This is a genomic window from Stutzerimonas stutzeri, assembly GCF_013522825.1.
GTDB lineage: Bacteria > Pseudomonadota > Gammaproteobacteria > Pseudomonadales > Pseudomonadaceae > Stutzerimonas > Stutzerimonas stutzeri_AK.
The window spans coordinates 44,153-56,634 of sequence record NZ_JAAMQZ010000007.1; the positions used below are offsets into that span (position 1 = coordinate 44,153).

Genomic DNA, 12,482 nt, shown 5'->3' on the forward strand with positions numbered 1-12,482 from the left:
CGGTCGCGGCTTAGTACAGCTTCGCCTCGCCCTCAGGCCGCGTCTTGAAGCGGCGATGGGCCCACAGGTACTGCTCGGGACACTGGCCAACCGCCTCTTCGATCCAGGCATTGACCCGCCGGCAATCGGCCTCCTCGCTTTCCCCCGGAAAGTCCGCCAGCGGCGGATGGATCACCAGCCGGTAACCGCCGCCATCAGCCAGGCGTTCCTGGGTATAAGGGAGCACCCGCGCACGTCCCAGCCTGGCGAACTTGGTGGTGGCTGTGACGGTCGCCGCCGGGATGCCGAACAGCGGCACGAAAATGCTTTGCTTGCGCCCGTAGTCCTGATCCGGCGCGTACCAGATCGCACGCCCCGCACGCAGCACCTTGAGCATGGCGCGCACATCCTCGCGCTCGATGGCCGTGGCATCGTCATTGTGCCGCTCGCGCCCGCGCCGCTGTACGAAGTCGAACACCGGGTTCTTGTGCTCGCGGTACATGCCGTCGATGGTGTGGTGCTGACCGAGCAGCGCCGCGCCGATTTCCAGGGTGGTGAAATGCAGCGCCATCAGGATCACGCCCTGCCCTTCGGCCTGCGCCTGCTGCAGATGCTCCAGCCCCTCGACATGCGCCAGCCGCTGCAAGCGCGCCCTGGGCCACCACCAGCTCATGGCCATCTCGAAAAAGGCGATACCGGTGGAGGCGAAGTTCTCGCGCAACAGACGCTCGCGCTCACGGGCGCTCAGTTGTGGGAAACACAGTTCGAGATTGCGCCCGGCAATGTGTCGCCGCGAACGGGCAGTCCGGTACATCAGCGCGCCCAGGCCGCGCCCCAGCAGCAGCAGAACCTTGTAGGGCAGCTGGACCACCAGCCACAGCAAGCCCAGGCCCAGCCAGAGCGGCCAGAAACGCGGATGAACAAAGGATGCGCGAAAGCGGGGACGATCCATCGGCAAGCTCGAACCGGTAAAACGGCGCATTCTAAGCCCTCAGAAGAAAAAATGCCGACGCCGCTGGCTTCACGCGGCTGCTTTTGCGTTTGTTTTTCCTGCCGTTTGCTGCTTGCGACTTGCAGCTCCCCGTCTGCCCCGTTATAAGTTCACGCCATTTACCGCAGCAGACAGACCATGAGCCAAGCCGACCTTCTCGACCAAGTTCCCGTGTTCCAGCTCAAGGGCAGCATGCTGGCCATCACCGTGCTGGAGCTGGCACAGAACGATCTGGAACGTCTCGACCGGCAACTGGCCATGAAGGTCGAGCAGGCGCCCGACTTCTTCAACAACACACCCCTGGTGCTGGCACTGGACAAGCTGCCAGCCGACAGCCAGCCTGACCTTCCCGCGCTGATCGCCCTGTGCCGCAAGCACGGCCTGCGCACCCTGGCGCTACGTGCCGCTGATCCGCAGATCATCGAAGCGGCGAATACGCTCGATCTGGCCGTATTGCCACCCTCCGGGGCACGCGAGCGCAAGCTCGACCTGTCCGCCAAGGCAGCCGCCGAACCCGCCAAGCCAGCCGAACCGGTCTATCGCCCCACCCGTATCGTCACCACACCGGTACGTGGCGGCCAGCAGATCTACGCCCAGGGTGGCGACCTCATCGTTCTGGCCACCGTCAGCCCCGGTGCGGAACTTCTTGCCGATGGCAACATCCATGTCTACGGTCCGTTGCGCGGTCGTGCCCTGGCCGGCATCAAGGGCGATGCCAATGCACGGATCTTCTGCCAGCAGCTCGGCGCCGAAATGGTTTCCATCGCCGGGCAATACAAGGTGGCCGAAGACCTGCGGCGCGATCCCTTGTGGGCCGAGGCGGTACAAATGAAGCTGTCCGGCGACGTGTTGAACATCACCCGCCTTTAACGGATACTTCCGCGAATTTTCAAGACCAACGGGCACCTGGACGCCGACTCGGCTGAAGGTCCCGATTTCCATATTCTTAGGGTGAATCACCTTGGCCAAGATCCTCGTAGTCACTTCCGGCAAGGGTGGCGTCGGCAAGACCACTTCCAGCGCCGCCATCGGTACCGGCCTCGCCCTGCGTGGCCACAAGACCGCCATCGTCGACTTCGACGTCGGTCTGCGTAACCTGGACCTGATCATGGGCTGCGAGCGCCGCGTGGTGTATGACTTCGTCAACGTCATCAATGGCGACGCCACCTTGACCCAGGCCCTGATCAAGGACAAGCGCCTGGAAAACCTCTACGTGCTGGCCGCCAGCCAGACCCGCGACAAGGACGCGCTGACCCTCGAAGGCGTCGGCAAGGTCATCGACGAGCTGGCGCAGAACTTCGAATACGTGATCTGCGATTCGCCGGCCGGTATCGAGAAGGGTGCGCACCTGGCGATGTACTACGCCGACGAGGCCATCGTGGTGACCAACCCGGAAGTTTCCTCGGTGCGTGACTCCGACCGCATGCTCGGCCTGCTGGCAAGCAAGTCGCGCCGTGCCGAGAACGGCCAGGAGCCGATCAAGGAGCACCTGCTGCTGACCCGCTACAACCCCGAGCGCGTGGTCAAGGGCGAAATGCTCGGTGTCGAGGACGTCGAGGAAATCCTCTCCATCCGCCTGCTGGGTGTCATCCCCGAATCCCAGGCGGTGCTCAAGGCCTCGAACCAGGGCGTGCCGGTCATCCTCGACGACCAGAGCGACGCTGGCCAGGCCTACAGCGACGCGGTGGACCGGCTGCTGGGCAAGGAAGTCAGCCACCGTTTCCTCGATGTCAAGAAGCAGGGCTTCCTGGCGCGTCTGTTTGGAGGTCGAGAATGAACCTGCTGGACTTCTTCCGCGAGCGCAAAAAGAAGGAAACGCCCGCCTCCATCGCCAAGGAACGCCTGCAGATCATCGTCGCCCACGAACGCGGCCAGCGTAACGAGCCGGACTACCTGCCGGCGCTGCAGAAGGAACTGGTCGAGGTGATCCGCAAGTACGTCAACATCGACCAGGACCAGGTTCAGGTCGCACTCGAAGACCAGGGCAGTTGCTCGATTCTGGAATTGAACATCACTCTGCCGGACCGCTGAAAATCAGCACTGGTCTGCTGCGCGCCGGCCCTGCGGCGTTAAAAACAGGCTCGGCAAGCCGCTTGCGGCTAACGCGCTTCAGCGCGGCCCGAAGGGCGAACGGAGTGAGTCATGCTCATTCAGGCCACTAAACTCGTACGCGAGCCCGGTCCGTTCCTCGCCTGTTTGATTCGCTGGCGCTCACCCTTCGGGCCAGCCTTCGGCTGTTACTCCCGTTGGTCGTAGCGCCTTGCAGGGCTCTAGCTCGCGAGACCCAGAGCAGATTTTTGCATAGTGATACTGCTGACGAACGGCGGCTCAAAGGCCGCCGTTTCCGTTTATGGAATTCGTAATGCCCCTGAACAATATCCAGATCGTCCACCAGGACGCCGCCCTGCTGGTCATCAACAAGCCCACCCTGCTGCTCTCGGTGCCCGGTCGCGCCGAGGACAACCGCGATTGCCTGGTGACCCGTCTGCAGGAGAACGGCTTTCCCGAGGCGCGCATCGTGCACCGGCTGGACTGGGAAACGTCCGGCCTGATCGTGCTGGCCCGCGACGCCGACAGCCACCGCGAACTGTCGCGCCAGTTCCATGATCGTGAAACCGAAAAGGCCTACACCGCCCTGTGCTGGGGCTTGCCTGCACAGGACAGCGGCAGCATCGACCTGCCCCTGCGCTACGACCCGCCGACCAAGCCCCGGCACGTGGTCGATCACGAACTGGGCAAGCACGCCCTGACCTACTGGCGCGTGATCGAGCGCTGCGAAAACCACAGCCGCGTCGAGCTGACGCCCATCACCGGGCGTTCCCACCAGTTGCGCGTGCACATGCTGTCCATCGGTCACCCGCTGCTGGGTGATCGCCTCTATGCCCATGAACAGGCGCTGCATGCCCATGAACGGCTGTGCCTGCATGCCAGTATGCTCGCACTGACCCATCCACAGACCGGCGAACGGATGCGCTTCGACTGCCCGGCGCCGTTCTGATGAACGACTTTCTGCAGGCGACCCGTGGCGCACCTGCACACCCCAGCCTTCACAAAGCCCTTGCCCTGTGGTCCCGTGAGCCCGCCCAGGCACTGGACCTGGGCTGCGGCGCCGGACGCGATAGCCTGGCGTTGCTCGCCGCGGGCTGGGAAGTCACCGCTCTCGACCGCGATCCGCAAGCACTGGCTCTTCTGCGAGAACAGGCAGCCATGCATGCGCCTGGCAAGCTGTCCACGCTATGCCGAACGTTCGAAGACGCGACCGCCTTGCCGGCAGCGGACCTCATCAATGCCAGCTTCGCACTGCCATTCTGCCAACCGGACGCATTCGGCGATCTATGGCTGCGGATCACCCGGAGCTTGCGTGAAGACGGTCTGTTTACCGGACACTTCTTCGGCCCACGCGACGATTGGGCGAGAAAAGACTTCAGTATTCACAGCCGTGATCAACTGCAGCAGCAATTCGAAGGCTGGACGCTGCTTGAACTCAACGAATTCGAATACGACGGCAAGACAGCGCTTGGGCGGGCCAAGCATTGGCATCTGTTTGAAGTCATCGCACGAAAGGACTGAAACCGGGTTCAGCCACGGCAGACTGCAGTCTCACTGGCCGATGGGATAGACTTTCCCGTCCTGCCGTCCGGAGCCCCCCATGCGCGAAGAACTCAACCAGGGCCTGATCGATTTTCTCCAGGCCTCCCCCACTCCGTTCCATGCCACCGCCAGCCTTGCCCAGGCCTTGCAGGCCGCCGGTTTCAAGGCGCTGAACGAAAGCGAGACCTGGCACACCGAGCCTGGCGGGCGTTACTACGTCACCCGCAACGACTCCGCGATCATCGCCTTCCAGCTCGGCAGCAAATCCCCCGTCGAGCACGGCCTGCGCCTGGTCGGCGCCCATACCGACAGCCCCTGCCTGCGGGTCAAGCCGCAACCGGAGCTGCAACGCCAGGGCTTCTGGCAACTGGGGGTGGAAGTCTATGGCGGCGCCCTGCTGGCGCCCTGGTTCGACCGCGATCTGTCACTGGCGGGGCGCGTCACCTACAGCCGCGACGGTCGCATCGAAAGCCAGCTGGTCGACTTCAAGCTGCCGATTGCCGTGATCCCCAGCCTCGCCATCCACCTCAACCGGGAGGCCAACCAGGGCTGGGCCATCAATCCGCAAACCGAACTGCCACCGATCCTGGCCCAGATCGCCAGCGAAGAAAGCCCGGATTTCCGCGCCCTGCTGGCCGACCAGCTCAGCCGTGAACACGGCCTGCTCGCCGATGTGGTGCTGGATTTCGAGTTGAGTTTCTACGACACCCAGGACGCCGCCGTCATCGGCCTGCACGGCGACTTCATCGCCGGCGCGCGGCTGGACAACCTGCTGTCCTGTTTCGCCGGGCTGCAAGCCCTGCTGCGGGCCACGCCGGATGAAAGCTGCGTACTGGTCTGCACCGATCACGAAGAAGTCGGCTCGGCCTCCATGTGCGGCGCGGACGGCCCCTTCCTGGAGCAGGTGCTGCGTCGCCTGTTGCCCGACGAGGAAGGATTTCAGCGCTGCATCAACCGTTCGCTGCTGATCTCCGCAGACAACGCCCATGCGGTACATCCCAATTACAGCGACAAGCACGACGGCAATCACGGGCCGAAACTCAACGCCGGCCCGGTGATCAAGATCAACAACAACCAGCGCTATGCCACCAGCAGCGAAACCGCAGGCTTCTTCCGCCATCTCTGCCTGGAAAACGAAGTATCGGTGCAAAGCTTCGTCACCCGCAGCGACATGGGCTGTGGCTCCACCATCGGCCCCATCACCGCCAGCCAGCTGGGCGTGCGCACCGTCGACATCGGCCTGCCAACCTTCGGCATGCACTCGATTCGCGAGCTGGCCGGCAGCCAGGATCTGGCGCAACTGGTCAAGGTACTCAGCGCCTTCTATTCGAGCCCGACGCTGCCCTGAAGCCAGAGCGGGCGAGCATCCGGCCCGCCCGGCTGTCGCCTCAGAACCTGTTCAAAGTCTGCTGCGCGTCGGCACTGCTGCGTTAAAAACAGGCTCGGACTACTCATTTACAGCTGTAAACTCCGTGTCCTCGCCTGTTTTTGCCTTGCATTGCTCTAGCTCGCGAGACTTTGAACAGGTTCTCACTGCAGGCTGGAGTCGATCACCAGCGCCAGCTTGCCCGACACGCTGTTGCTGGCCAGCAGCTCGAACGCGGCCTCCACGTCGCCAATCGGGAAGGTCCGTTCCAGACGCGGTGACAACTGCCCGCTGGCCAGGAGCGGCCAGACTTTATCTTTCAGCTCGGCCATCAGCCCGGCCTTGTCGTCGGCGTCGCGGCTGCGCAGGGTCGAGCCGATCAACTGGATGCGCTTGGCCAGCAACGCGCCGAAATCCAGCTCGCCCTTGCGCCCGCCCATCAGCCCGATCATCACCCAGCGCGCATCCCTGCCGAGCAGTTGCAGGTTGAGTGCGGCATATTTGGCGCCCACCGGATCGAGAATCAGATCGAAGGGGGCGAAATCACGCAGCGCTTCCAGCGTCTCGCCGCGCAGCACACCGCCTTCGGCGCCCAGGGATTCGCAGTAGGCCAGACGCTCGACCGAACCGACACTGACCCAGCAGGGGTTACCGAATGCCTTGCACAGCTGGATCGCCGCCGAACCGACGCCGCTGGCACCGGCGTGCAGCAGCACCTTTTCACCCGGTCGCAAGGCGCCGAGGCGGTACAGGTTGAGCCAGGCGGTGGCGTACACCTCGGGAATCACCGCGGCCTCATGCAGCGACAGCCCCTCGGGAACCGGTAGCGCATGCCGCCCATCGACGACCACCTCTTCCGCCATGCCGCCACCGGCCAACAGTGCGCAGACGCGATCACCCACCTGCCAGTCGCTGCCCGCGCCCACCTCGCTGATCACGCCCGAGCACTCCAGGCCAAGGATATCGGTCACCCCGGCTGGCGGCGGGTAATGCCCGGCACGCTGCAGCAGATCGGCCCGATTCAGCCCCGCTGCGGCTACCCGGATACGCACCTGTCCCGGAGCGCATTGCGGCGCGTCTCGTTGCGCCCACTCCAGTTGTCCCTCGATACCTTGCAAAGCCTTCATGCTGCCTCCATATTGTTGAAACTTGCGTTCGTCCAACATCACTCGCTGACGTTCGCAACCGCCTGTTACCATCGGGCTATTATTTTTCACCGTCGACCAGTGACTGCGGCCGGCGCCCAACATGATGGCCTAATATGCGTTATTACCCAGCCTCACGTCGCCCCTCCCGCATTAAACGGTCCCTGACCTTCGGCGTATTCGCCCTGTTCATCGGCCTGCAGACCTCGTCTGTGCTGGCCAAACCAAGCGCAAGCGCCTGGGATTACCTGCAGCCCGACCGCGATCAGGTGATTGCCAGCCTCAATGTGGTCGAGCTGCTCAAGCGCCACCATTACAACAAACCTCCGCTCAATGATGCCCGCTCGGCAAAAATCTTCGACAGCTATATCGAGATGCTCGATCCGTCGCGCAGCTATTTCACTGCTGGCGACATCGCCAGATTCAAGGCCTGGCGCAACGATTTCGACAACTACCTGAAGAACGGCAATCTCGAGCCCGGCTTCGCCATCTACAGGCTGCACCTGGAGCGCTTGCAGGGTCGCCTGCAATACGCTCTGAGCCTGCTGGAAAAAGGCGTGGACCACTTCGACTTCACCCTTGACGAGGAATTGCTGGTCGACCGCAAGAATGCCGCCTGGTCGAAGGATATGGCGGAACTCGACGACCTCTGGCGCAAACGCGTGAAGGACGAGGTACTGCGGCTAAAGATCGCCGGCAAGGACTCCAAAGCCATCGAGGAATTGCTCACCAAGCGCTACAGGAACCAGCTCTCGCGCCTGGATCAGACCCGTGGCGAAGACGTCTTCCAGACCTATATCAATGCCTTCGCGCAGTCCTACGATCCGCACACGCAATACCTGTCGCCAGACAACGCGGAAAACTTCGACATCAACATGAGCCTCTCCCTGGAAGGCATCGGCGCCGTCCTGCAGAGCGACAACGAACACGTCAAGGTGGTGCGCCTGGTGCCGGCCGGCCCCGCCGAGAAGAGCAAGCAGATCGCCCCCGCCGACAGGATCATCGGCGTCGCCCAGAGCGACGAGGAAATGGTCGACGTGATCGGCTGGCGGCTCGATGAGGTGGTCAAACTGATCCGCGGCCCCAAGGGTTCGGTCGTTCGCCTCGAAGTGATCCCGGCCAGCAATGCGCCCAACGATCAGAACAGCAAGATCGTCGCCATCACGCGTGAAGCCGTGAAGCTCGAAGAGCAGGCCGCCAAGAAGTCGGTCCTCAACCTCCAGCATGAAGGCCGCGACTACACACTCGGCGTCATCGAAATCCCGGCCTTCTATCTCGATTTCAAGGCCCTGCGTTCCGGCGACAAGAACTACAAGAGCACCACTCGCGACGTGAAGAAGCTGCTGACCGAACTGCAGCAGGAACAAGTCGATGGCGTGGTGATCGACCTGCGCAACAACGGTGGCGGCTCGCTGCAGGAAGCGACCGAACTGACGGGGCTGTTCATCGAGCAGGGGCCGACCGTACTGGTGCGCAACAGTGACGGTCGTGTGGATATCCTGGCCGACGAACAGCCCGGCGCCTTCTATACAGGACCGCTGGCAGTACTGGTCAATCGCCTGTCCGCCTCGGCCTCGGAAATCTTCGCCGGTGCGATGCAGGACTATCATCGGGCGCTGATTCTTGGCGGCCAGACGTTCGGCAAGGGCACGGTACAGACCGTGCAGCCGCTCAACCACGGTGAACTGAAACTGACGCTCGCCAAGTTCTACCGGGTTTCGGGGCAAAGCACGCAACACCAGGGCGTGATCCCGGACATTTCCTATCCAGCTGAAGTCGATACCAGCGAGATCGGCGAAAGCGCCCTGCCCGAAGCCCTGCCCTGGGACAGCATTCGCGCCGTGCACAATGAAGACATGAATCCGTTCAAACCCTTCCTTGCCGAACTCAAGGCCCGTCACGAAACACGGACCGGCGAAAACCCCGACTTCGTTTTCACCCGCAATCGCCTTGCCCTCGCTCAGGAGTTGAGCCACGAAACCACGGTCAGCCTCAACGAAGAAAAACGTCGGGCGCAGCAGGACAGTATCGAGAAGCGCCAGTTGACGCTGGAAAATGCCCTGCGCGAGGCCAAGGGCGAGGAGCCCCTGGCCAAGCTGGAGCGCGAAGACGAAACGACACCGCATGTCGAAGACAAGAAAGGCAAACCCGAAGACGACGCCTACCTCGCGGAAAGCGGAAGAATCCTGCTCGACTGGCTGGGGCTGAATGAGGCCGTAGCCAAAAACAGCCTGCCAAGGGAATAGCATTCCACTGGATGTCATCAAAATGACATCACCGTATCGTGAAATGAGAAGAGCCGCCTGAGCGGCTCTTCTCATTTCACGATACGGAACCATCATGACCGTCACCGAGCAGTTGAGCACTCTCGATCACATCCTTGCTCACGGCGGCATCAGCAGTCTTTTCCAGCCCATCATTTCACTGTCCGAACGCCGCATAGTCGGCCATGAAGCACTGACGCGAGGCCCGTCGGATAGCTCGCTGCATTCGCCCATCAACCTGCTCGCAGCAGCACGTCACGGCGACCGCCTCAACGAGCTGGAAATGCTCTGTCGCGAAAACGCCTGCCGCCGCTACAGCCAGCTACACCTGCAGGGGCGGTTGTTCCTCAACGCTTCGCCAGAAACCCTGCTCGATGCGAGCCACAAGCCTGGCCGCACGCTCGAGCTGCTGCAGCGATACGGCATTCCTGCGGACAAAGTCGTCATCGAACTGACCGAACAGATGCCGACCGATGACTTCGAGCTGCTCAATACGGCCTTGCACCACTACCGCAACATGGGCTTCTCCATCGCCCTGGACGATCTGGGCGCCGGCTACTCCAGCCTGCGCATGTGGTCGGAGCTGCGCCCGGATTACGTCAAGATCGATCGCTACTTCATCGATGGCATTCACCGGGACGCCGTCAAGCGCAGGTTCGTCGAATCGATCCTGAAGATAGCCAGAGCCGCCCAGGCACAGGTCATTGCAGAAGGCATCGAACTGCCTGAAGAGCTGAGCGTGCTCGCGGATATGGGTATTGACCTGGTTCAGGGATACCTGCTGGGTCGGCCAGAAGAAAAGCCCTGCGTTGACATAGCCAGCGCACTGCCAAACACGCCCCTGTGTGACGGGCCATTCAATGAGCAAAGCGAGGATCTGTCCGCCCTGGTGCTGAAACAGTCGGCGGTCTCCGTCACGCAGCCCATTGCCGAAGTGCTGGAGCTGTTTCGCCGGCAGGCCAACCTGAATTCAGTTGCGGTCCTGGACGCAATGAACGCCCCTGTCGGTATCGTTCATCGCAGCCTGCTCTCCGATGCCTTGCTCAAGCCCTTCGCGACCGAGCTGCTGGCGCGAAAAGCCATCAGCAGACTGATGAGCGATGACTTTCTCGCCGTGGAAGTCGGTCAATCGCTGCAACAGGTCAGCCGCCTGCTGACCAGCCGCGCCCGGCAGCGTATCGAGGAAGACTTCGTGATTACTCTCAACGGCAAGTATTACGGGCTGGGACGGGTGATCGATGTACTGAAGCTGATTACCGAAATGAAAGTCCAGCAGGCCCGCCATGCCAATCCGCTGACCCTGCTGCCAGGCAACGTGCCCATTCAGCAATGCCTGACACGCCTTCTGCACGAAGGCCGCGAAGCCGTTATCTGCTACGTGGATATCGATCACTTCAAGCCTTTCAACGACATTTACGGCTACGCCAAGGGTGACGAAGCCCTGCTCTGTCTTGCCCGTTGCCTTGATGAGCAGATCGATTCGAGCTGTGACTTCATCGGCCACATCGGTGGCGATGACTTCATGCTGGTCATGGGACCACAGGACTGGTCAGGAAAAATCAGCCGTCTATTCGCTGCGTTCGAGCAGCGTTGCCAATCGTTCTACCATGACGAACACCTTGCGGCAGGTTGCTTCATCGCCGAGGGGCGTCAAGGCAGCATGGAGCGCTATCCACTGCTTTCACTTTCCATCGGTGCCGTTCATGTGAAACCCGATACCGCAGCCGAACTCGATGCGGCGCATCTGGCCAAACTCGCTTCGCAAGCCAAACGCCTGGCCAAGCACACTTCCGGTTTCAGCCTGCACGTCGTTGATACTGCACAGCAGGCTTCCCAGGATCAGAGCCCCAGCCCGGCGGCCCTGGCCTTGTAATGCTCGGCCTGCTGTTTATCGCACGCCAGGCCGTGGCCACCCGCCGTGTAGAGCTGCGACAGACGAGTCGCAGCCAATGGGTGGCCAGCCTCGACCGCACGCTTCCACCAGTACGCTGCCTGGGTGCCATCGGGGCCGTGGGTAGCGTCTTCACTGAGGCTGACGACACCCATCTGATAGGCGGCCTTGGCATCGCCCGCCTCGGCCGCCAGACGCAGCAAACGTATGCCTTCCCTTTTCGCACCATAGCCCTGGCCGCGAAAAAGCAGGATATGACCGTAGAAACTCTGTGCTTGCGTATCACCAATACCGGCCATGCGGGAAAACTGGCCCTCCATCCAGCGCCACAGCTTCGGCTGCTGCACAGCCCAGCGTGACCCCATCAGCCTGCGTGCAATCCAGTAACCTGCGCGTGCGCGAACCTTGAGCAGTATCACGGTGCCTCCGGATAGTCGAATTCAAACACTCGCGCCACTTCTCCCGCATGCCAGGAGGCGGCAGCCGTGCCATCAACAGGGCCGCAAAAACGTCCCAAGCGAGCGGCGCACTCGAAAAACCCGGTCCTTGGCAAGCGACTGGCGCTCTGGCTGATCACCAGCACGCTGCGCAGCGGTCGTCCCGCCTGAGCATCGAGCATCGCCAGATGCTCCAGCGCAGCCGTCAGGGTCTGCATGGCGGGAGTCGGCAGTTGAAGTCGTTCGAGCAGGGAACGATAGGTCACCAGATGGCGCTGCAGCCGGGCATCATTCAGCTCATCGAGCAGCGCATGCCAGTGTGGCCGGCTGATACGAATCGGCGCCGCTCCGTCTCTCACACTTGCGGGTCCCATTGTGCAACCTCCAGGGCACGTGCCAGCGCACGGCGTATGGGCTCGCCCGGATCACGCTCGCCCTGCTCGATCAGGGCCAGATAGGCCGGGCTGATACCCACCGAACGTGCCAGCACTTCCTGGCTCATACCCCTGGCTTCCCGCAAGGCCGACAGTTCGCTGAACCTGGGCGAGGCAACCGGGGCGGGCTTGACGCTCGCATCGATGGAAGGCCGGCCAAGCGCATTCAGCAGAGCCTGATAGTCGGCCCAGGGCAACACTGCATACTCCGGCTCGCCATCCCGCATGATGGTTTGAACATTCATCCGCTACCTACCTGCTGTTCGATTCCGTAGAAGCGAATCTTAACAGCCCGGAGACAGCTTTTTAGCCAAAGGGGCCGCATCACTGAGTGAAACGCAAGCATGAATTGACTTTTTAAAGACAATTAAGCGCACAAAAGGA

General features: G+C 62.1%; 13 protein-coding genes. 8 read left to right on the forward strand and 5 right to left on the reverse strand.

What is annotated here, in order from left to right; translation table 11 throughout:
* Window positions 1-10 precede the first annotated feature (10 nt).
* The gene (locus G7020_RS06425; RefSeq protein WP_181083106.1) at window positions 11-931 is read right to left on the reverse strand and encodes a lipid A biosynthesis lauroyl acyltransferase; all 921 of its coding nucleotides are present in this window, start codon (window positions 929-931) and stop codon (window positions 11-13) included.
* 177 nt (window positions 932-1,108) lie between these two features.
* Between G7020_RS06425 and minC the strand changes: the two genes are divergently transcribed.
* The 6 genes from minC to G7020_RS06455 all read left to right on the forward strand — a co-directional run bounded on the left by minC (window position 1,109) and on the right by G7020_RS06455 (window position 5,909).
* Window positions 1,109-1,840 (forward strand): septum site-determining protein MinC, encoded by a 732-nt coding sequence (gene minC, locus G7020_RS06430; protein ID WP_181083107.1) that lies wholly within the window; start codon window positions 1,109-1,111, stop codon window positions 1,838-1,840.
* Window positions 1,841-1,931: 91 nt separating this feature from the next.
* Window positions 1,932-2,747: a septum site-determining protein MinD gene (gene minD, locus G7020_RS06435; RefSeq protein ID WP_181083108.1), complete on the forward strand. Its 816-nt coding sequence runs from the start codon at window positions 1,932-1,934 to the stop codon at window positions 2,745-2,747.
* Window positions 2,744-3,001 (forward strand): cell division topological specificity factor MinE, encoded by a 258-nt coding sequence (gene minE, locus G7020_RS06440; protein ID WP_181083109.1) that lies wholly within the window; start codon window positions 2,744-2,746, stop codon window positions 2,999-3,001. Before minD ends, minE begins: the two co-directional genes overlap by 4 nt.
* A 331-nt stretch (window positions 3,002-3,332) precedes the next feature.
* The gene (locus G7020_RS06445; RefSeq protein ID WP_181083110.1) at window positions 3,333-3,968 is read left to right on the forward strand and encodes an RluA family pseudouridine synthase; all 636 of its coding nucleotides are present in this window, start codon (window positions 3,333-3,335) and stop codon (window positions 3,966-3,968) included.
* Window positions 3,968-4,540 (forward strand): methyltransferase domain-containing protein, encoded by a 573-nt coding sequence (locus G7020_RS06450; RefSeq protein ID WP_181083111.1) that lies wholly within the window; start codon window positions 3,968-3,970, stop codon window positions 4,538-4,540. The genes G7020_RS06445 and G7020_RS06450 overlap by 1 nt, the downstream gene beginning before the upstream one ends.
* Before the next feature lie 79 nt (window positions 4,541-4,619).
* A complete protein-coding gene (locus tag G7020_RS06455; RefSeq protein WP_181083112.1) occupies window positions 4,620-5,909 on the forward strand; it encodes a M18 family aminopeptidase in 1,290 nt (429 codons plus the stop codon).
* Window positions 5,910-6,091: 182 nt separating this feature from the next.
* Here G7020_RS06455 and G7020_RS06460 read toward each other — a convergent pair whose 3' ends face one another.
* Complete coding sequence (locus G7020_RS06460; RefSeq protein ID WP_181083113.1) at window positions 6,092-7,054, reverse strand: NAD(P)H-quinone oxidoreductase; 963 nt, start codon at window positions 7,052-7,054, stop codon at window positions 6,092-6,094.
* 170 nt (window positions 7,055-7,224) lie between these two features.
* On the opposite strand from G7020_RS06460, the gene G7020_RS06465 reads away from it, so the two are divergent.
* Together G7020_RS06465 and G7020_RS06470 are read left to right on the forward strand one after the other, a co-directional pair.
* Entirely contained in the window at window positions 7,225-9,318 is a 2,094-nt protein-coding gene (locus G7020_RS06465) for a carboxy terminal-processing peptidase (RefSeq protein ID WP_336509713.1), read from the forward strand.
* Between the two features lie 94 nt (window positions 9,319-9,412).
* A complete protein-coding gene (locus tag G7020_RS06470) occupies window positions 9,413-11,209 on the forward strand; it encodes a bifunctional diguanylate cyclase/phosphodiesterase (RefSeq protein WP_181083115.1) in 1,797 nt (598 codons plus the stop codon).
* Here G7020_RS06470 and G7020_RS06475 read toward each other — a convergent pair.
* The 3 genes from G7020_RS06475 to G7020_RS06485 are packed head-to-tail and all read right to left on the reverse strand — an operon-like array spanning window position 11,176 to window position 12,343.
* Window positions 11,176-11,643 (reverse strand): sel1 repeat family protein, encoded by a 468-nt coding sequence (locus G7020_RS06475; RefSeq protein ID WP_181083184.1) that lies wholly within the window; start codon window positions 11,641-11,643, stop codon window positions 11,176-11,178. The two genes, G7020_RS06470 and G7020_RS06475, sit on opposite strands and share 34 nt — an antisense overlap.
* Window positions 11,643-12,038 (reverse strand): hypothetical protein, encoded by a 396-nt coding sequence (locus tag G7020_RS06480; RefSeq protein WP_181083116.1) that lies wholly within the window; start codon window positions 12,036-12,038, stop codon window positions 11,643-11,645. The genes G7020_RS06475 and G7020_RS06480 overlap by 1 nt, the downstream gene beginning before the upstream one ends.
* The gene (locus G7020_RS06485) at window positions 12,020-12,343 is read right to left on the reverse strand and encodes a helix-turn-helix domain-containing protein (protein WP_181083117.1); all 324 of its coding nucleotides are present in this window, start codon (window positions 12,341-12,343) and stop codon (window positions 12,020-12,022) included. The genes G7020_RS06480 and G7020_RS06485 overlap by 19 nt, the downstream gene beginning before the upstream one ends.
* Between the last annotated feature and the right edge of the window lie 139 nt (window positions 12,344-12,482).